This window comes from Bacillus sp. 1780r2a1 (assembly GCA_024134725.1).
In the GTDB taxonomy this organism is placed as follows: Bacteria; Bacillota; Bacilli; order Bacillales; family Bacillaceae_H; genus Priestia; species Priestia aryabhattai_A.
Map to the genome: position 1 here is coordinate 627,139 of CP099863.1, position 18,367 is coordinate 645,505.

The window sequence follows — 18,367 nt, forward strand, 5'->3', positions numbered from 1 at the left end:
AAGACGATTGAATATATAATCTGTTGCAAGCGTTTTCTAAAAAAGAGTGAGGTGCTGTCCAATGATGAATGTACAATTAACGATTCCTTCAATGATGGAGCGAGCGGAGACGTTTTTTAAGAAAAAGCAGGTTGTTTCAAGATCCACAAAAGGGATGGAGCGTTTTACCTATGAGGAAACGGGAAAAAGAACGCGAAAACTCTCTTCCATGCTAATAGAGCTGGGAGTAGAACGAGGTGACCGTGTTGGAACGTTTGCTTGGAATCATCATCGCCATTTAGAAGCTTATTTTGCAATTCCAGGAATTGGTGCTGTACTGCACACCATTAATATTCGCTTAGATCCTCAGCAAATCATTTATGTCATTAACCATGCAAAAGATAAAGTACTTTTGATTGATGAGTGCTTTTTACCGCTCTTTGAAAAAATCCACCAAGAACTACCTCACGTAGAAGCCTATATTATTATGTCTGACGAACACTCGCTGCCTGAAAGTAGTGTAAAGCCAATTTATCATTATGAAGAGCTGCTGAAGCGAGGAGACGAAACGTTTGCTTTTCTTTCAGATATTCAAGAAGAAGAGCCCGCAGGAATCTGCTACACTTCCGCTACTACAGGTAAGCCAAAAGGAGTTGTTTATTCACATCGAGGCATTTATTTGCACTGCATGGCACTCGGATTAAGAGATGGTGCAGAGCTGTCTGAAGCTGATATTGCTATGCCGGTAGTTCCGATGTTCCACGTTAATGCATGGGGCTTACCGTTTGCTGCTGTGTGGCTTGGCACAACGCTGGTAATGCCAGGAGCTTTTTTTACTCCGGCTATCTTAGCGGAGATGATTCAAAACGAAAAAGTAACGATTGCAGCTGGAGTACCAACAATATGGTTAGGTTTACTGCAAGAGCTTGAAAAAGGCGAATATGATACCAGTCATGTGCGTGCGTTTTTATGTGGAGGATCTGCGGCACCACCGAGCGTTATTCAACGCTTTGAAGAAAAGTTTAATATTCCCTTTATGCATGCGTACGGTATGACAGAAACCAGTCCGCTTGTCACGATATCTAGGTTAAAGAGCTATCAAGAAGAGAAGTCTGCTCCTGAGAGGTTAGCATTAAAGGCTAAGCAGGGGTTTCTTGTTCCTGGAGTTGAAATGAAAGTAATCGGTCAGACCGGAGAAGTAGCTTGGGATGGTAATGAAATGGGAGAGCTCTTGCTCAGAGGGCCTTGGATTGCTTCGGAATACTACGAAGATGAACGTACGAGCGAAGCGTTTAGAGATGGCTGGCTATATACAGGAGACGTGGTTACGGTTGATGAAGAAGGTTTTATTAAAATTGTTGACCGTACAAAAGATTTAATTAAAAGTGGTGGAGAATGGATTTCATCAGTGGACATTGAGAATGCACTGATGGGGCATGAAGGGGTCTTTGAAGCATCAGTTATTGCTGTGCCCCATGAAAAATGGCAGGAACGTCCAGTAGCTTGTGTTGTTTTAAAGGAAGGATATGTAGCACAAGTAACTAAAGAAGATATCATCACCTTCCTTGAGCCACAATTTGCGAAGTGGTGGCTTCCGGATGATGTGATTTTTATGGACGAAATTCCGAAAACAACCGTGGGCAAATTTCTAAAACGAGCACTTCGTGAACAAGTACTAGAACGCTATGAATTGAAAGGGTGAAGGAAGATGACTGTAAATTTAAAAGTTGTTGAATTAGAAGTGAAAGAACGTGTAGCTATTTTATCTTTAAATCGACCAGAATCATTAAATGCGCTTAATGTAGAAGTGCTGCAGCAGCTTGTTCAATGCTTAAAAGAAGTGGAAGAGAGTCAAACTGATATTGTCGTCTTACAGGGGAAAGGAAACGTATTTTCAGCAGGTGGCGATATCAAAATGATGCTAGATCCAAACAGAGCGGATTCGTTTAATAAAGTAATGGATTTAATCAATGAAGTGACGGTAAGGTTATATGCCCTTCCGCAGCTTACCATCAGCGCTATTCACGGAGCAGCAGCTGGCTTAGGGCTTAGCATTGCGCTAGCGAGTGATTATGTGATTGCGCAAAGAGATGCGAAGATTGCTATGAATTTTATTGGAATTGGGCTTATTCCAGATGGAGGAGGCCACTTCTTACTAGCAAAACGTCTCGGTAATCACCGCGCAAAACAGCTTATTTGGCAGGGCGAAACGCTATCAGCAGAAAAAGCGTATGAAATTGGGATAATTGATGAAGTAAAAGAAGGAGATTTGGCGAAGCATGTAGAAGATTATGTTTCATACTGGCTCAAAAAGCCAGCGCTTGCTTTAAAAGAGACGAAACGAATTTTCGTTGAAACGTCAATTGAAGAGCTGAAGACTGTATTACAGTTAGAGAAAAGAAGTCAGTTTAGAATGAGCCAAAGTGATGATCATCAAGAGGGGATTGAAGCATTTTTGGCGAAACGTTTGCCGGTGTTTAATCAGCGTTCAAAAGATATTTCCGAAAATTAAGTGAACTAGTTTAAAAGCAAGTGTTTTTGTCTATCATGTAGATAGAGCATGTTTAAAAAATTAGCATCAGTGGTATCAAAAGATAATAATAGAAATTAATGAGGTGATTGAAAGATGAATAAAACAGATTTAGTAAATGCAGTAGCTTCAAAATCGGAATTAACAAAAGCAGACGCATCAAAAGCAGTAGATGCACTATTAGACACAATTTCTACAACATTAGGTCAAGGTGAAAAAATTCAGCTTATCGGTTTTGGTACATTTGAAGTTCGTGAGCGTGCAGCTCGTACAGGACGCAACCCACAAACTGGTGAAGAAATGCAAATCCCAGCTTCTAAAGTACCAGCATTTAAAGCAGGTAAAGAACTAAAAGAAGCTGTAAAGTAAATAAAAAAGCGTGGTTTCTTATTAGAAACCGCGCTTTTTTATTTTAACGATGAAATAATACAAGTTTCCCGTTAGCCTGTACGCATCGGTGCGTTTTTTCATGGTAATTTAAATCCGTTAATTTGTTCATTCCAATTTCTTTTGCATCCTGTTCACTTGCAGCTTCAAACGTTTCATCCAATAATTTTTCTCCGTCTTTTTCAAAGACTGTTAGCGTATACATTGTCATGAAGACCTCTCCTTTAGAAAATGAATATCAGTTCATTTTATTAAAATTCGAATTTTATATTGAAAATTCCTGCTTCGGTTTACAACTACATAAAATTTCCATACAATGAGTAGTAGGTCTAACTGAGTGATTCTTTCAGCATGTAGCCAAAGTTATACCGGTTAGTAAAAAATGAAATCACGCAAATCCAATTTTGTGAAACGTTTTGCTCATTTCTATTAGTTTGTTTCTTTGGTGAATACAAGATTGTTGTTTCACGAGATAGTTAGAGCATGACTTTATTAAAAGGAGGAGAAACATGTCTCTGTTATTGACGGATGTGTCAAAGCAATACGGCTCATTTACAGCCGTAAACAATTTATCGTTACATATTCCAAAAGGTGAGATATTTGGATTTTTAGGAGCTAATGGTGCAGGAAAAACAACAACGTTTCGAATGGTATTAGGCTTGATTGAACAATCAGCGGGAATTATTACGTGGAATGATGCACCAATTACATACGAAACAAGTAATATCGTGGGTTATTTACCCGAAGAGAGAGGGCTATACCCGAAATTAAAAGTACGAGATCAGCTTGTTTATCTTGGTAAACTAAGAGGGATGAACAAGAATGCTATTTTAACAGAAATGGATTATTGGTTGAAGCGTTTTAACGTACCTGACTATGCGAATAAAAAGGTAGAAGAACTATCAAAAGGAAATCAACAAAAAATTCAGTTCATCGCGTCAGTTATTCACCGTCCAGAACTTCTGATTTTAGATGAACCGTTTAGCGGACTGGATCCGGTGAATGTTGAGCTTCTTAAGTCAGCGGTTATTGACTTAAAAGAGAGAGGAACAACAATCGTCTTTTCAAGCCACCGTATGGAACACGTGGAAGAACTTTGTGAGCATTTATGCATCATGCACCATGGTCGACCTGTTGTACACGGTAAGCTAGGAGACATTAAACGTTCTTTTGGTAAGAAGAATGTTATTGTACATGGAGAAGGTCCATTTGAACGCTTAGAAGCTGTTGATGGAGTTGTCAAAATGAAACAAACGGTTGAAGGTGTTAATCTGCAAATTGAGAATGAAGGCGTGTCCCAAGCCATTTTTAAAGAGCTGAATGACTTTTCGTTTGTGCGAAAATTTATTGTAGAAGAGCCTTCTCTAAATGATATTTTCATTGAAAAGGTAGGTGCTTCTTATGAATAAATTTTGGATCATCGTAGCGCATACGTACTTAAACAAGCTTAAGACAAAATCGTTTATCATTACGACTGCCATTACAGTCCTGCTTTTATTAGGAATTACGAACTTAGATACAATTATTAAAGCATTTGATAATGACGAGCAAACGACTGTGGGAGTTCTGAGTGAATCCGAAGAGACGTACAGCGCATTCAAGGAAAATATGAAACTCATTGATGAAGATTTAGCGCTAAAAGAAATTAAGTCGGAGTCAGAAGCGAAGAAACAGGTCAAGGACGAAGAGATTGAAGGGTATATTCAGCTATCAATTAATAGTGAAGAGTTACCACAAGGTGTTTACAAGTCCAATTCTTTAGCAGAATCTGCAGTTGTGACTTCATTACAACAAGGTCTTCAACAAATGAAAGTTGCTTATGCTACTCAGAAAGTTGATTTAGATCCTCAGCAGATTGAAGAGATTTATAGTCCCGTTGCATTTGAAAAAGAAGCGTTAGTGGATAATGCGAAAACAGAGGAAGAGCTGAATCAAGCTAGGGGACTTGTGTACGTCTTACTGTTCGTTATTTATTTCTCCGTTATTATGTACGGCAGCATGATTGCGATGGAAGTTGCGACTGAAAAGTCATCAAGAGTGATGGAAATTCTTGTATCCAGCGTTTCACCCGTAAAGCAAATGTTTGCAAAAATTGCAGGGATCGCGCTGCTAAGCTTGACTCAGTTTACAATTATTGCTGCGGTTGGCTATACGTCTTTACAAGGAAGTTCCAGCGAACTCTCTGAATTCCTAGGATTTTCAGATGTACCGATTCAGACGTTTGTGTATGCTTTCATTTTCTTCATCTTAGGCTATCTCTTATTTGCAACGCTAGCTGCGTTTTTAGGCTCTCTGGTTAGCCGTATTGAAGATGTACAGCAAATGATTACGCCAATGACGCTTGTTATTGTAGCGGCATTTATGATTGCTATGTTCGGTTTAGGAAAGCCTGATGCATCATTTATTACCATCACGTCATTTATTCCGTTTTTTGCGCCGATGATCATGTTTTTACGCGTTGGAATGCTAACAGTGCCTGCATGGGAAATTGCGCTTTCCATTGGCTTACTCGTTGCGACAATCGGCTTGTTAGCTGTGTTTGGTGCTCGAGTTTATCGAGGTGGCGTTTTAATGTACGGAAAATCTTCATCGTTTAAAGATATTAAAAAAGCACTTCAGCTAACAAAGAAAGAATCTATAAAGAAATAACAATAGAAAAGGCATGAGCTCATAGCGTAATGGAGTTCATGCCTTTTTTGTTCGAGTCGTGCATTAACGAAGTGATGGTGTTAAAATAAATGTAAAGGAATGACAGGTTACAGCGAGAACAGACGCGTAACGTAAGGAGGAACTGATATGGCAAAAGGAATCGGCCAGCATGAAGTAGGCGAACAAGTGGATTTATACTTTTTAATAAAATCGTCAACAAGAGGAATCGCAAGTAACGGAAAGCCGTTTTTGACAGTGATCTTACAAGATAAAACAGGCGATATTGAAGCGAAGTTATGGGATGTATCTCCTGAAGACGAAGAAACGTATGCTGCAGAAAAAATCGTAAAGGTTGCAGGGGAAGTAATGAACTATCGCGGTAGAAACCAGTTGAAGGTGCGTAATATTCGCCCCGCACAGCCGCAAGATGGAGTTCGAGTTTCTGACTTTCTAGAAGTAGCACCGTTATCTCGTGAAGAGATGGTTGAATATATTACGCAAAGCATCTTTGAAATGAAAAATTCTAATATTCAACGCATGACTCGTCATTTATTAAATAAGTATCAGTCGGAGTTCTTAGAATATCCAGCGGCAACGAAAAATCATCATGAGTTTGTTTCAGGTTTAGCTTATCACGTTGTCTCGATGCTTAAGCTTGCTAAAGCGTTTGCTGACTTATATCCATCGTTAAATCGAGATTTATTATACTCTGGGGTTATTTTACATGATCTAGGGAAAGTATTTGAGCTTTCTGGACCTGTTTCAACAACATATACAGTTCAAGGAAACTTATTGGGGCATATATCAATTATGGTGAATGAAATTGGGAAAACTGCTGAAGAATTAGGCATTGAGGGCGAAGAAGTTATGCTTCTTCAGCATATGGTTTTATCTCATCACGGGAAAGAAGAGTGGGGGAGCCCTAAAAAGCCCCTTATTAAAGAAGCAGAAATGTTACATTTAATTGATAACGTTGATGCTAAAATGAATATGTTAGATCGAGCTTTAGACAAAACAAAGCCAGGTGAGTATACAGAGCGTATCTTTGCATTAGATAATCGATCTTTTTATAAACCAACAGCCGAATAAATTTATCAGTCATATCCGAGACAACTTGTACATATAGTGGTTGTAAATAACGGATGTGGAGGATGAAGAGATGGTAACATTACCGATTTGGATTTATTTAGTTGTAGCAGGTATCTTTTTTAGTGGATTTATGGCCATTCGCTCTGCACAGCAAGAAAAGCAAATTGATGAGTCATTTATTGAAAAGGAAGGTCAGATTTTTATTGACCGGATGAATGTAGAAAAAGAGCGCCGTGAAGGAAATTCAATCTAAGCGCATAAATAAAAAAAGGGCCGTTCCTTCGAACGGTCCTTTTTTTGAATTAATTTATTAACCCTGAGAATTTGCGTTATCTGCTTTTTCAAACGCAGGCTCAACTTTTTTATCTTTTACATTCACATTTGCATCTTCAAGCTCTTTTAAAAGCTTTTCTTCAAGCTTAGCTTGGTCAACTTTTGAACGTTTGATTTCTTGTTCCAAGTCAGCTTTCATGTCCTCAAAAGAAGCCAATTTCTTTTTATCTTCCAATTTAATAATGTGGTAGCCGTAATCTGATTTAACTGGTTCACTAATTTCGCCTTTTTTAAGCTTATAAGCAGCAGTTTCAAACGCTTCTACCATTTCCCCAGCACCAAAATATCCAAGGTCTCCACCTTTTTCAGCAGAACCTGTATCAGTTGAATATTCCTTCGCTAATTTCGCAAAATCTTCGCCTTTATCAAGCTTGGCTTTTACTTCTTTTGCTGTTTTTTCATCTTCAACTAGAATGTGACTAGCTTTAATTTCAGGTTTTTTTGCTTCATATGCTTCCTTTAATTCCTTTTCTGATACTTTAATATCAGCTGTTGCTACTTTGTCACGTAAAAGATCAACTTTAAGCATGTCCTTTACGGAATCTTCACCGTTTTGCTCAATAGCTTGGTCAATTTGATCTCCGTATTGTTCACGAAGGTTGTCTAACTCTTGATCAAGTTCTTTATCAGTAATTTTATATTTTTCGCTAAGTACTTTTTCATCTACTACATTGCGCACTAAAGTATTGAATTGGTCTTGACCAATTAAATTCTTCATTTCCTCATATAGTTCACCTTGAGTAACGTTTCCTGCATCAGTTTCAACAATTACTTTTGCTGAGTCACCTTTTGATTCTGAAGCATCGCTACTACAAGCTGATAATGCCACGATGCTTGCAGCAGTTGATAGCGCAATTAAGCTTTTTTTCATATGTACACACTCCTACTCTTTGTTTTCACATAAAGTGTAATGATAGTTCACTCATACGTTTTACTATACCATATTTCTCAAATTTAACGAAACGAATATGGAAATAAAGTGAAAACAAGAATAAAAAGTAATTATTTCCCATCATAAAACTCGTTTTGCAAGTAACAAATACAGAAATAATTAACAAAATCGTGATAAACGCCTAGACGCTTTGGAGTGTTCATGCATAACATGCAGTATTAGTAAACGAAGGAGGTGCTCATATTATGAGTAATGGATATGGATATGGAAACGGTTTTGCGTTATTAGTTGTGTTATTTATTTTATTAGTAATTATCGGATGTGCTTGTTACTACTAATAACACCAGAGACTATAGGAGATGAAGGAGGAAGAAACAAATGGGTAAACATGGATATGGAAACGGCTTTGCTTTAATTGTAGTCCTGTTTATTTTACTAGTAATCATCGGCTATGGCTTAGCATACTAAAGAGTAAAGTAAAACGCGGTGACTGAGTTCACCGCGTTTTATGTGAATAATACCTCAACATAGGAGGAGATCAATAAAATTGTAATCAAAATATTAATTGTACGAAATACCTTCGGCTGTCTCTCTTCCGGAATTTCTTTTTGTAGACATAATGTATTTGTTAGTGTATTAATGTAAAATAAAATGAATAAAGCAAACGGTATAAAGAATATGTACATAAAGTAGAACCCCCCTAAAATCGACGTCAATTATTTGGACTATACGTAGTTTATCTAATGATAAAAATAATATCTAGCGAGTAATGTCAATATTAACATTACCAAAAAATAAGGAAAATAGATAGAGATTCGCTAAAACTTCCTTTAAATTGCAGAAGAACTGTCGAAAATAAGGGAGTATCGAAATGTCCTTGCGAAATAAAGAAAAGGGCGTTAAATGCGTTTTGACATAAAGAATTATTTGGAAGAAAGTGTACGAATCATGTACAATATGAAGTAGGGACATGAACGGTGAAGGAGTAGAGTAAAGGATGGAAACTTTAGAATCTAAAGTGTCACGTTTAGAATATTACATAAAACTGCTAGCTGGAACGCCTGAACAAGAAGCAAAGCCATTTATTGAGCTCGTTGTTAAAGAAGAGCTGACGAGAAGAGAAGTAGAAGATGTTTTACTTCTATGCGAAGAAATTAAAGAGGTGTACATTGAGCAAAAAGCGGAAGGCTTAACTGACTTCGTTCCGCTTCTTACACAATTTGTTGGAATGCTTAATTATAAGCTGGACCCGCAAGAAACAATCGAGTCTTTGGTGAATCAAAGCTCGTATCAAGACGTAATGACAGAGCTTTTTAATATCGTGCAATGGATTCGTGACTAGTTCTTAATTAGAAATGCTTTCTTTTTGATCAGTCACGATTTTTTCTTTTTTTTCTAATTTGCCATCGTTATCAACGAACTCTTCTTCAATGTGATGAAATGAGCGTTCGAAAATATCCATGAAGTCTTCTCCGTAAATTTTACGAATTACGGTCATTAGTTCCATAAACTCTGGAAATTTGCCATACAAGTTTCGAAGAGGAAGAGCACCATTAAATACAGAGTTTTCGGATGGCTTGTAGCTTTCCATTAAAGCTAGTAAAATATCTTCGCCTTTTTGCGTTAATTGAATGTAAGTGTTGCGTTTATCGGTTTCTTTTTTTGAAAATTCCAACAATCCTCTTTCTTCTAACTTTTTAGAAAAATTAAACGCTGTTGAAACATGCATTACGCCAAACTTTGCAATCTCTGAAATTGATGCCCCGTTTAAATGATACGAAATCCATAGAATATGATGCTCGTTAATATTTAAGTCATAGGGCTTAATCCACTGCTGCCAATCTTTTTCTACGGTCTTCCACAGTGCTTTGCTTAATTGGGCAATACGTTGGCTAAATAAGAGTGCTTCTTTTAAATCGTATACTTGATCACTTGTCTTTTTCATTTTCTCCCCACCTACTTTAGCGCAATTGCTTTTTTTTATTTATCTTCTATTATGCCAATAAAATAAAAAATTATAAAGATGTAAATTTACGAAATTTTAAAAAATTAAATAAAGGAGGTGAAAAACCTCCTTTATTTTGCTTCAGATTTAGCTGTTTGTATGTGCTTTTCTAGGTGTGAAAGTGAGTCTTCAATTTCGTTTAAGTGTGATTGGATGGACTGCTGGTGTGGACGAATGTCTTTTTGAAATTCGTTAAGCGTTTTTGAAAGGTCTTTTGCGATATTTTTCACTATAGTATTTCCATCTTGAGCAGTCGTTTGAATCTGCGCTTTAAGGTGCTTAATCTTTCCAGAGATGTCTTCTGTTGTTTCTTTTACTTGATGACTTTCTTCTGCAATACGTTGGCGTAATATTTTACCTGAGGTTGGGGCTAATAAAAGTGTTGCAGCGGCTGCGGCAATGCTCCCAGCCGCGATGCCTGTAACAAGTGAAGTAGTACGTTTCATAAAATCACTCCTATATATTATTTCTGTTAATAAACAAGGTGGTTCAATGGCATAGTCTTTGTATAAGTGAAAGAGTTTATATTGTATTATGTTTCCTAACCGTTAAGAAATAAACCTGCTAAATACAAAAAGGGCCTGCATGATACAGGCCCTTTCAAATCATGATACTTTTGCTGAAATACTTGTGCGCTTTAGTACAGAGTTTACGATTGGATACACCACAACCATAACAATGGTATTTACAACCGTTGCAGGTAACACAACGCCTGCAATCAGAGCCATTAAACCACCTGGTAAACCAACAATAAGTGCTGCTGATGTCAAGAAAATAATGCCTGATACAAGTGTGCCAACCGCTGTTAGAACGGCAGCTACAGGTGTCTTCACTGTTGTAATGTTACGAACAAGAAGTAATAAACCAAAAATGATAAAAGCAGTGATTGGTTTATCAATGATATTTGGCACTTGTCCACCAGGAAATCCTGTTGTTAAGGCAGAAATAGCACCCGTTGTTAATCCGAGTAGTAAAACGTTTTTGACCCCAGGAAATAGTAAAATACCTAAGAACATCATGGTTAACATCATGTCTGGTTTCATACCAAACAAGACAGGTGGCATAATCGCATGCAGTACGGCACCAATTCCAACTAATAAAGATAGTGATACTAATGTTTTTGTGTTCATTTCTCATCTCTCCTCTTCTAAGCTAAGCTCTAAATATACCAATAATGCGCTTGTGCCTATTGCATATATTTATAGACTAATTATAACATAAATCTGTGAAAATAGAATCAATCAGTTTACGCGTGAACGGATGCAAATTCATCCATAAATGCCGCTAATGCTTGACATGCTTCTAGTGGAACAGCGTTATAAATAGAAGCACGGCAGCCTCCTACAGAACGGTGTCCCGCTAAGCCAACAAAGCCTTTTTCCTTTGACTGTGCTAAGAAAGCAGCTGTTAATTCTTCATTTGGTAAAGTAAACGTCACGTTCATTAGGGAACGGCTATCATTTGTTGCATGCGGTGTGTAAAAGCCATTTGAGTTGTCGATGCTAGAGTAGATTAACTCTGCTTTTTTCTTATTGTTTTCTGCAACTGCTGTGACGCCACCTTGTTCTTTGATCCAGTCTAAAACAAGAGATAGCATGTAAATACCAAACGTCGGAGGCGTGTTATATAATGAGTTGCTTTTAATATGTGTATTATAATCGAGCATAGTTGGTAAGTTTGCTGGGATGCGCTTTAACAAGTCTTTTTTTATAATAACAACGGTTACGCCAGACGGACCTAGATTTTTTTGAGCACCAGCATAGATTAAGGAGAACTTTGATACATCAATTGGACGACATAAAATATCACTGGACATATCCGCAATTAAATCGACATTTTCAAACTCAGGATATTCAGTCCACTGTGTGCCAAAGATTGTATTATTAGATGTGATATGTAGATACGCCGTGTTTGAAGGCAATTCACTGCGATCTAGCACTGGGATTGAACGGTAATTTTCTTCTTTTGTAGACGCGATAACCGTTGTTTCACCCACTTTTTTAGCTTCCTTTAATGCTTTTTCTGACCAAGCACCAGTCAATACAAATGCTCCTACTTGATCTTTTCCTAAAAAGTTCATTGGAATCATTGAAAACTGCAGGCTAGCTCCGCCTTGTAAAAATAAAATTTCGTGTGTGTCTGGAATTGAAAGCAGTTCTGTTAATGTTTCTTTTGCATGGTTCAAAACATCTTCAAATTCTTTACTACGATGCGATAGCTCCATCACGGACATGCCTGTTCCTTTAAAATCCGTTAGCTCTTGTTGTGCGAGTTGTAAGACAGGTAGGGGAAGTGCAGATGGTCCTGCGTTAAAATTGTAAGCTCGTTTTACTGAAATCACGTTAATTCCTCCTCAATTTTTCACATTCATCACAGACTGTATCTTGCTTCTTTGTCAGAAAGAATATCATTATACTATCATGAAAATAATTTAATGTGTGAAAACTTTTGAAAAATTTTAAGTAATCAGTATAGAAAATTAAAAACGTAGGAATGAGTGACAAAAGGTGTTAAAATCCATAAATACAAAACTATTTAAAGAGAAAGAAGGTTATCATCTTGACGTGGCATATTAAGACATTTGATCAACTATCAGCGCATGAACTATACGACATTTTGCAGGAGCGTACCAGAGTATTTGTTGTTGAACAAGAGTGTGCATATTTAGAGGTGGATGGGAAGGATCAGGCTTCGTATCATTTATTTAAAGTCGAAAATGAACAGATTATTGCATATATTCGTTTAATACCTAAAGGAGTGAGCTATAAAGAAGCATCCTTTGGTCGTGTACTTGTTCATGAAGATTATCGCAAGACGGGGTTAGGCAGGGAGTTAGTTCAAAAAGGGTTAGCGTTCTTAGGAGATGCGATGGGGGAAAACGTAGTAAGGATTCAAGCCCAAAGCCATCTCCAGCGCTTTTACGCATCATTTGGATTTCAAGCAATATCAGATGTGTATGATGACGATGGAATTCCGCATGTGGATATGATTAAAGAAGAGGTTGAGGCATAAGTGTTTCAGTTAATCATCTATCCGAATCATTGAGCATTAGTGACTCTTTTAATAGTTCAGATTTTTTTATTAATTGTGAAACAGGACGTAAGACACGTGACTCCTGGAGGAGATAGAGGAAAGGCTGAGACCCCGCAGCATAGCGAGGAGGCTCAGATTTCTTTCCGCAGAAAGCGAGTGTCTGTAGCGCAATGGAACGAACTCGTTATTAACCTCACTACTTTACAAAAGGCATCATTCTTCCTGTAGAAAGGCAAAGTTTGTTTTGTCCGAGACTCGTTTGTCTTATAAACGCTCCGAAATTTCAGCTGCGATGCTCTGTAGCTTTTCAGGTGTGTAGTCGCTTGTATGCTCTTTCCATACTGCACCAAAGCCGTCACCTTCACCATAGCGAGGAATGATGTGCATATGGTAATGAAACACGGATTGACCGGCTTTTTCACCGTTGTTGTTTAAAATGTTGATTCCAACTGGCTCATATGTTTCTTTGATTGCTGTTGCAATTTGAGGTACAACTTCAAATAAATGACGAGCAATTTCAGGTGTAAGCTCATGAACGTCTTTTTTATGTACTTTAGGAATAACAAGCGTATGGCCTTTTGTGACTTGGCTAATATCTAGAAATGCTAGTACATGTTCATTTTCAAACACTTTGGCACATGGAATTTCTCCGCGAATAATTTTACAGAAGATGCAATTCTCATCAAGATTACTCATATTGTTCACCTTTCCTTCATAAAAATAAAATAGCTTGTACGACTTAATTTTAGCATAAATAGAAGAGGGAAAAGAAGAGAACAGTAAAAAGCGAGATGCAATCGAATGATGCACCTCGCTATGAAGAAGGAAACAAAGCTTCTATTTCACTATATTGCGTTTAAGGAACACCTCATTTACGTAATAATGTGCCTAATTCATGTAAATTGTCTTCGACAAACACCTCATTCGACATTTTAATGACAAGCATTAACGTAGAATAAAACGTTTCTTCTCTTTGACAAACACCTCATTTAAGCAATTTATAGAATGGATAAATAAATTGAACGAAATCGTTCGTGGTCTTTGACAAACACCTCATTTACACAGTGATAAATGAACAATATTGTCTACCTTTTATAAATCAATTCTAACTACGTTCATGACTAACATCCCCTTATCATAACGCTTAACATAGGGCTTCATGATTAATGTCTGGTGTAGACACCTCATTTCAGATATAGAAAGCTAATTGTTGAACATCAACTGCTTTCCTTCTTCCCTAATTAGAATGTCCACGTATTTAAAAACTTACACTGGAAATATAATCCTTATTTTAATGGTTAAAAAAATGTATCCTTGAAGAAGATTTGGTACAATAGATAAAAATGAACGGTTTCCATCATCACTATGCTGTATGGAACGCTTTCATTTAGCACATATGTAACGTAATTTTGTTTACTAATACACGTATTTAAAGGAGAATCCAATGAGTTTATTACAAATTCAACACTTAACTGGAGGATATACAAAAACGCCTGTATTAAAGGACGTATCTTTTGAAGTTAATGCAGGAGAACTAGTTGGGCTTATTGGCCTTAACGGAGCAGGTAAAAGTACAACCATTAAACATATTATTGGGTTGATGGAGCCGAAGAAGGGATCTATTGCTATTCATAATAAAACGTTCCAACAAGATTCCACTGGTTATCGTACGCAATTTACATTTATTCCTGAAACGCCAATTTTATATGATGAGCTAACGTTAAAAGAACATTTAGATATGACGGCGATGGCCTATGGGTTGGATTCCAAAACATATGAAGCTCGTTTGCAGCCATTGTTAAAAGAATTTCGTATGGATAAGAAATTAAAGTGGTTTCCAGCGCATTTCTCAAAAGGGATGAAACAAAAAGTAATGATTATGTGTGCCTTTTTAGTTCAGCCTTCACTTTATATTATCGATGAACCATTTCTAGGGCTAGATCCACTTGGTATTCAGTCATTATTAGACTTAATGACAGATATGAAAAAGCAGGGAGCAGGCATTTTAATGTCTACTCATATTTTAGCCACGGCAGAGCGCTATTGCGATAAATTTGTTATTTTACATAACGGTCAAGTAAGAGCACAAGGAACGCTAGCGGATTTACGCACTCAGTTTAATAAGCCAAACGCAACGCTAGATGAAATTTACATTGAATTGACGAAGGAAGAGGACTATGAGTAGTATTGAAGCGCTGTGGCAACAGCGATTTCAGCAGCATCTAAAAGATACGCGTCGCTATATGAAATATATTTTTAACGATCATCTAAAGCTTGTGCTCGTATTTGCCATTGGAGCAGCTGCTTATTATTACCAACAGTGGTTAGAGACGTTAACACCAGCTTTTCCATCAGCATTTTTAATCGCAATAATTATGAGTGTTGTGTTGACGAGCGGTTCAATTCGGACGTTTTTAAAGAGGCCTGACTTAGTCTTTATGCTTGCATTGGAATCAAAGCTGCAGCCGTATTTTAAAAAGTCATTTTTCTATACGTTTTCTACATATATCTATACGCTGCTTTTACTAACGGCTGCTGTTGCTCCTATGCATGTAAAAGTTACTGATCAGACGTATTCTACAATTTTTATGAACTTGATTCTGCTTCTTATTTTAAAAGGAGTAAACTTAAAAATGGCGTGGTGGAGCGTTTACTTTGAAGAGAAGTACGCTAGGTGGATTGACTATCTCGTGCGCTTTTTCTTAAACGGGGCATTTGTTTATTTTCTATTTGTAGGCTCTTACTTGTTTTTCCCTGCTGTTACAGGAGCCATCATTATCTGTTTAGCCTTATATTATCGTTCGCTTGTAAAAGCCAAGCCGTTAAAATGGGAAACATTAATTGAACTTGAAGAGCGGAGAGTAGCGATGTTCTACCGCTTAGCTAACTTATTTACCGATGTTCCTCAGCTAAAAGAACAAGTGAAGCGCCGAGCTTATTTAGATGTCATTTTAAAAGGCATTCCGTTTCAACAACAAGCAACTCATCGCTACTTATATACGCGTACATTTTTACGCGCAGGTGATTATCTAGGGCTATTGGTGCGCTTGACGGTCATTAGTGGACTGATTTTACTCGCTGCTCCTTTTACCTACGGTAACATTGTGATTGTGCTGTTAACGCTTTATGTAACAGGTTTTCAAATGATGCCTCTTTGGAAGCATCATAAACAGGTTTTATGGCTATCATTGTATCCGCTACAAGAGCAGACGCGTCGATCAGCATTTTTAAGCTTGATTCGAAACGCCTTATTTTTACAAGCTGCCGTCTTAAGTATTGTCGCAGCTATTGCTAACTTGTTTGTTGGTTTACTTACTTTTGTGGCTGGTGTGTTATTTGTTCAGTTTTTTGTGACAACTTATATTAAGAGAAAAGCAACCGTATAAAAGAAATCTGCCTTTTAAGGCAGATTTTTTTCGTTTGAGGATAATAAACGCAGTCGATAAACGTTCATCGCAACGTGCGTCACATGATCAAGCAGATGATAATTCGCAAAAGCACCTACAACAGCCCCAAATCCAGGCATGAGCTGAAGCATTTTAATCACATCAATATAGTCACGATACTCTTGCTGGAAGCTCTTCCAATCGAGTTCATGTTGAGCTTCTTTATTCCATTTCTGTAAAAGATCGAAGACTTCTGTTCGCTTTTCTTCGCTACAAAACGCGAGGTGAAAAATATACAAAATAAATAGTCGTTCGTCTTGCTTGCGGACGTCAAAACCGTAAATAGTGGCAATGTCAAATAAACACTTCATCTTAATAGACAAAAAGAGAGGAAAGTCCGCCGCGCCTAACAACAGTCCACCAGCGCCTGTTCCCGCTCCCTCGACGGCAGCTGTTTTACGATATTTAGAAATCGTTGCTTTAACTTCAGCTTCACGCTCTTCAAAGCTTAAATGGGGATTATAGTCCTTCTTGGTAGTAATGGTAGAACCAAAAATGGTGGTTTCCACCATTTTTTTTATGCTTTCCGTAATCATTTTATGAATGCGTTCTGGTACTTTTTTATTCAGTTTGTTTTGTAGCTGCTTCGCATTTCGCTGAAAGGCAGATGGACGTTTTAACAGCGTAATCTTCCAGTGTTCGGCATCAGCCAGCGCTTTTTGTTCATAATCAGTCATTCAGACACCCCTTTTAAAAACCACTTTTCTTATATACGAAGTAAGAGGTAAAAAGTTTCTATCTATGCAAAGAAGCCCCCATATCCAACATATGGGGGGCAACCTGATTAAGATGTGACAGATGTAGCTTTTTGTTCTTTGGCTAGGTATTCAATTGCAGCTGTGCCCAGTGTTTTTGAAGCAATTAACATTGCTTTTTCATTAAAATCAAATTTGGGATGGTGGTGTGGGTAAGGAGTATCGACGCCGTCAGGCTGCGCTCCTGTAAAAAAGAATGTTCCTTTTACATGTTGAAGGTAATAGGCAAAGTCTTCTCCCCCCATTTGCGGTTCGGTTTCTTCCACTTTTTCCACCTCTGGGATTGTTTCTGCTACTTTTGCTAAGAACGCATTTTCTTCGCTATGATTGACAACAGCGGGGTAGCCACGCTTAAACGAATAATCATAGGAAGCATCAGCAGCTAAGCAAGTTCCCTGAATAACACGCTCAATTTCTCTTTCCATATCATTGCGTACGTCTTCGCTAAACGTGCGAACTGTACCAATAAGTTTTGCGGAGTCAGCAATTACGTTAAAAGCATTTTCCGCTACGAAAGAACCAACAGTAATGACGGCTGATTCTACTGGGTTGACGCGTCTGCTGACGATTTGCTGCAAGTTAACAACAAGTTGAGAAGCGATGACGATTGCATCTTTTGTTTTATGAGGCTGTGCCCCGTGGCCGCCAGCACCTTTAACCGTAATTTCAAATCGGTCAGCTGCTGCCATAAACGGACCGTTTCTGTGCTGAATGACACCGGTAGGAGTAACCGCCCATAAATGTGTGCCGAAGATAGCATCTACCCCATCTAAGCATCCATCTTCAATCATTGGTTTCGCTCCACCAGGCGCATACTCTTCAGCATGCTGATGAATGAATACAATCGTTCCTTCTAACTGGTTTTTTAGCTGTTGAATGGATTTAGCCAGAACTAAAAGGGTAGCCGTGTGTCCATCGTGTCCACAAGCGTGCATTACACCAGGGACAGTTGATTTATAAGGGACGTCTTTTTCATCTTGGATGGCTAAAGCATCAAAGTCGGCACGTAAAGCAACCGTTGGTCCAGGTTTCTCTCCTTTAATCGTTGCAACAATACCATTCCCGCCAACGTTTGCCCGATAAGGAACGCCAATTTTGTCATAAAAAGCACGAATATAAGTAGCTGTTTGGAATTCTTTAAAGGAAGGTTCAGGGTATTGGTGAAGATGGCGTCTAATTTGGATCATTTCGTCATAGCTTTTTTCTAGTAAAGAGTGTAGTTCTGAAATCATTAAGTCAGATCCTTTCGTTGATAATAGCTATTTGTAG

23 protein-coding genes are annotated in these 18,367 nt (G+C 37.9%); 13 read left to right on the forward strand and 10 right to left on the reverse strand.

The window, feature by feature from the left end; genetic code table 11:
- Positions 1–61 precede the first annotated feature (61 nt).
- The 3 genes from NIZ91_03320 (at position 62) to NIZ91_03330 (ending at position 2,878) form a co-directional block, all read left to right on the forward strand.
- Positions 62–1,681 carry a long-chain fatty acid--CoA ligase gene (locus NIZ91_03320; GenBank protein ID USY55711.1) on the forward strand — a complete coding sequence of 540 codons (1,620 nt, stop codon included), beginning with the start codon at positions 62–64 and terminating at the stop codon, positions 1,679–1,681.
- A gap of 6 nt (positions 1,682–1,687) precedes the next feature.
- Entirely contained in the window at positions 1,688–2,491 is an 804-nt protein-coding gene (locus NIZ91_03325) for an enoyl-CoA hydratase (GenBank protein USY55712.1), read from the forward strand.
- Positions 2,492–2,605: 114 nt separating this feature from the next.
- A complete protein-coding gene (locus tag NIZ91_03330) occupies positions 2,606–2,878 on the forward strand; it encodes an HU family DNA-binding protein (protein USY55713.1) in 273 nt (90 codons plus the stop codon).
- A 43-nt stretch (positions 2,879–2,921) separates the two neighbouring features.
- Here the strand turns inward: NIZ91_03330 and NIZ91_03335 are convergent, their stop codons facing one another.
- A complete protein-coding gene (locus NIZ91_03335) occupies positions 2,922–3,107 on the reverse strand; it encodes a hypothetical protein (protein ID USY55714.1) in 186 nt (61 codons plus the stop codon).
- 298 nt (positions 3,108–3,405) lie between these two features.
- Between NIZ91_03335 and NIZ91_03340 the strand changes: the two genes are divergently transcribed.
- The 4 genes from NIZ91_03340 (at position 3,406) to NIZ91_03355 (ending at position 6,887) form a co-directional block, all read left to right on the forward strand.
- Positions 3,406–4,305: an ABC transporter ATP-binding protein gene (locus NIZ91_03340; protein ID USY55715.1), complete on the forward strand. Its 900-nt coding sequence runs from the start codon at positions 3,406–3,408 to the stop codon at positions 4,303–4,305.
- Positions 4,298–5,545 carry an ABC transporter permease gene (locus NIZ91_03345; GenBank protein ID USY55716.1) on the forward strand — a complete coding sequence of 416 codons (1,248 nt, stop codon included), beginning with the start codon at positions 4,298–4,300 and terminating at the stop codon, positions 5,543–5,545. Before NIZ91_03340 ends, NIZ91_03345 begins: the two co-directional genes overlap by 8 nt.
- 147 nt (positions 5,546–5,692) lie before the next feature.
- Entirely contained in the window at positions 5,693–6,634 is a 942-nt protein-coding gene (yhaM, locus tag NIZ91_03350) for a 3'-5' exoribonuclease YhaM (protein USY55717.1), read from the forward strand.
- Between the two features lie 70 nt (positions 6,635–6,704).
- Positions 6,705–6,887, forward strand: a complete 183-nt coding sequence (locus NIZ91_03355) for a sporulation YhaL family protein (protein USY55718.1) — start codon at positions 6,705–6,707, stop codon at positions 6,885–6,887.
- Positions 6,888–6,944: 57 nt separating this feature from the next.
- On the opposite strand, the gene NIZ91_03360 is transcribed toward NIZ91_03355, so the two are convergent.
- Complete coding sequence (locus NIZ91_03360; protein ID USY55719.1) at positions 6,945–7,838, reverse strand: peptidylprolyl isomerase; 894 nt, start codon at positions 7,836–7,838, stop codon at positions 6,945–6,947.
- Positions 7,839–8,104: 266 nt separating this feature from the next.
- Here NIZ91_03360 and NIZ91_03365 point away from each other — a divergent pair, with 266 nt between their 5' ends.
- Together NIZ91_03365 and NIZ91_03370 are read left to right on the forward strand one after the other, a co-directional pair.
- Entirely contained in the window at positions 8,105–8,197 is a 93-nt protein-coding gene (locus NIZ91_03365; GenBank protein ID USY55720.1) for a YjcZ family sporulation protein, read from the forward strand.
- A gap of 40 nt (positions 8,198–8,237) precedes the next feature.
- Positions 8,238–8,327, forward strand: coding sequence for a YjcZ family sporulation protein (locus NIZ91_03370; GenBank protein USY55721.1), 90 nt, complete (start codon positions 8,238–8,240; stop codon positions 8,325–8,327).
- A gap of 38 nt (positions 8,328–8,365) precedes the next feature.
- Here the strand turns inward: NIZ91_03370 and NIZ91_03375 are convergent, their stop codons facing one another.
- Positions 8,366–8,545 carry a hypothetical protein gene (locus tag NIZ91_03375; GenBank protein USY55722.1) on the reverse strand — a complete coding sequence of 60 codons (180 nt, stop codon included), beginning with the start codon at positions 8,543–8,545 and terminating at the stop codon, positions 8,366–8,368.
- Between the two features lie 311 nt (positions 8,546–8,856).
- On the opposite strand from NIZ91_03375, the gene NIZ91_03380 reads away from it, so the two are divergent.
- Positions 8,857–9,201 carry a YhaI family protein gene (locus tag NIZ91_03380; GenBank protein USY55723.1) on the forward strand — a complete coding sequence of 115 codons (345 nt, stop codon included), beginning with the start codon at positions 8,857–8,859 and terminating at the stop codon, positions 9,199–9,201.
- A 3-nt stretch (positions 9,202–9,204) separates the two neighbouring features.
- Here the strand turns inward: NIZ91_03380 and NIZ91_03385 are convergent, their stop codons facing one another.
- From NIZ91_03385 to serC, 4 genes are all read right to left on the reverse strand, one after another.
- Complete coding sequence (locus tag NIZ91_03385; GenBank protein USY55724.1) at positions 9,205–9,804, reverse strand: HTH-type transcriptional regulator Hpr; 600 nt, start codon at positions 9,802–9,804, stop codon at positions 9,205–9,207.
- Positions 9,805–9,935: 131 nt separating this feature from the next.
- A complete protein-coding gene (locus NIZ91_03390) occupies positions 9,936–10,310 on the reverse strand; it encodes a YtxH domain-containing protein (protein ID USY55725.1) in 375 nt (124 codons plus the stop codon).
- A 159-nt stretch (positions 10,311–10,469) separates the two neighbouring features.
- A complete protein-coding gene (locus NIZ91_03395) occupies positions 10,470–10,994 on the reverse strand; it encodes a tryptophan transporter (GenBank protein USY55726.1) in 525 nt (174 codons plus the stop codon).
- Positions 10,995–11,110: 116 nt separating this feature from the next.
- On the reverse strand, positions 11,111–12,202 hold the full coding sequence (serC, locus tag NIZ91_03400) for a 3-phosphoserine/phosphohydroxythreonine transaminase (GenBank protein ID USY57080.1): 1,092 nt from the start codon (positions 12,200–12,202) through the stop codon (positions 11,111–11,113).
- A 221-nt stretch (positions 12,203–12,423) separates the two neighbouring features.
- Between serC and NIZ91_03405 the strand changes: the two genes are divergently transcribed.
- Entirely contained in the window at positions 12,424–12,876 is a 453-nt protein-coding gene (locus NIZ91_03405; GenBank protein ID USY55727.1) for a GNAT family N-acetyltransferase, read from the forward strand.
- Positions 12,877–13,161: 285 nt separating this feature from the next.
- On the opposite strand, the gene NIZ91_03410 is transcribed toward NIZ91_03405, so the two are convergent.
- Entirely contained in the window at positions 13,162–13,593 is a 432-nt protein-coding gene (locus NIZ91_03410) for an HIT family protein (GenBank protein ID USY55728.1), read from the reverse strand.
- Positions 13,594–14,341: 748 nt separating this feature from the next.
- Here NIZ91_03410 and NIZ91_03415 point away from each other — a divergent pair.
- Both NIZ91_03415 and NIZ91_03420 read left to right on the forward strand, forming a co-directional pair.
- Positions 14,342–15,082, forward strand: a complete 741-nt coding sequence (locus NIZ91_03415; protein ID USY55729.1) for an ABC transporter ATP-binding protein — start codon at positions 14,342–14,344, stop codon at positions 15,080–15,082.
- Complete coding sequence (locus NIZ91_03420) at positions 15,075–16,283, forward strand: ABC transporter permease (protein USY55730.1); 1,209 nt, start codon at positions 15,075–15,077, stop codon at positions 16,281–16,283. The genes NIZ91_03415 and NIZ91_03420 overlap by 8 nt, the downstream gene beginning before the upstream one ends.
- Before the next feature lie 14 nt (positions 16,284–16,297).
- Here NIZ91_03420 and NIZ91_03425 read toward each other — a convergent pair whose 3' ends face one another.
- Positions 16,298–17,020 (reverse strand): EcsC family protein, encoded by a 723-nt coding sequence (locus NIZ91_03425; GenBank protein USY55731.1) that lies wholly within the window; start codon positions 17,018–17,020, stop codon positions 16,298–16,300.
- A 107-nt stretch (positions 17,021–17,127) separates the two neighbouring features.
- Positions 17,128–18,330, reverse strand: coding sequence for a M20 family metallopeptidase (locus tag NIZ91_03430; protein ID USY55732.1), 1,203 nt, complete (start codon positions 18,328–18,330; stop codon positions 17,128–17,130).
- Between the last annotated feature and the right edge of the window lie 37 nt (positions 18,331–18,367).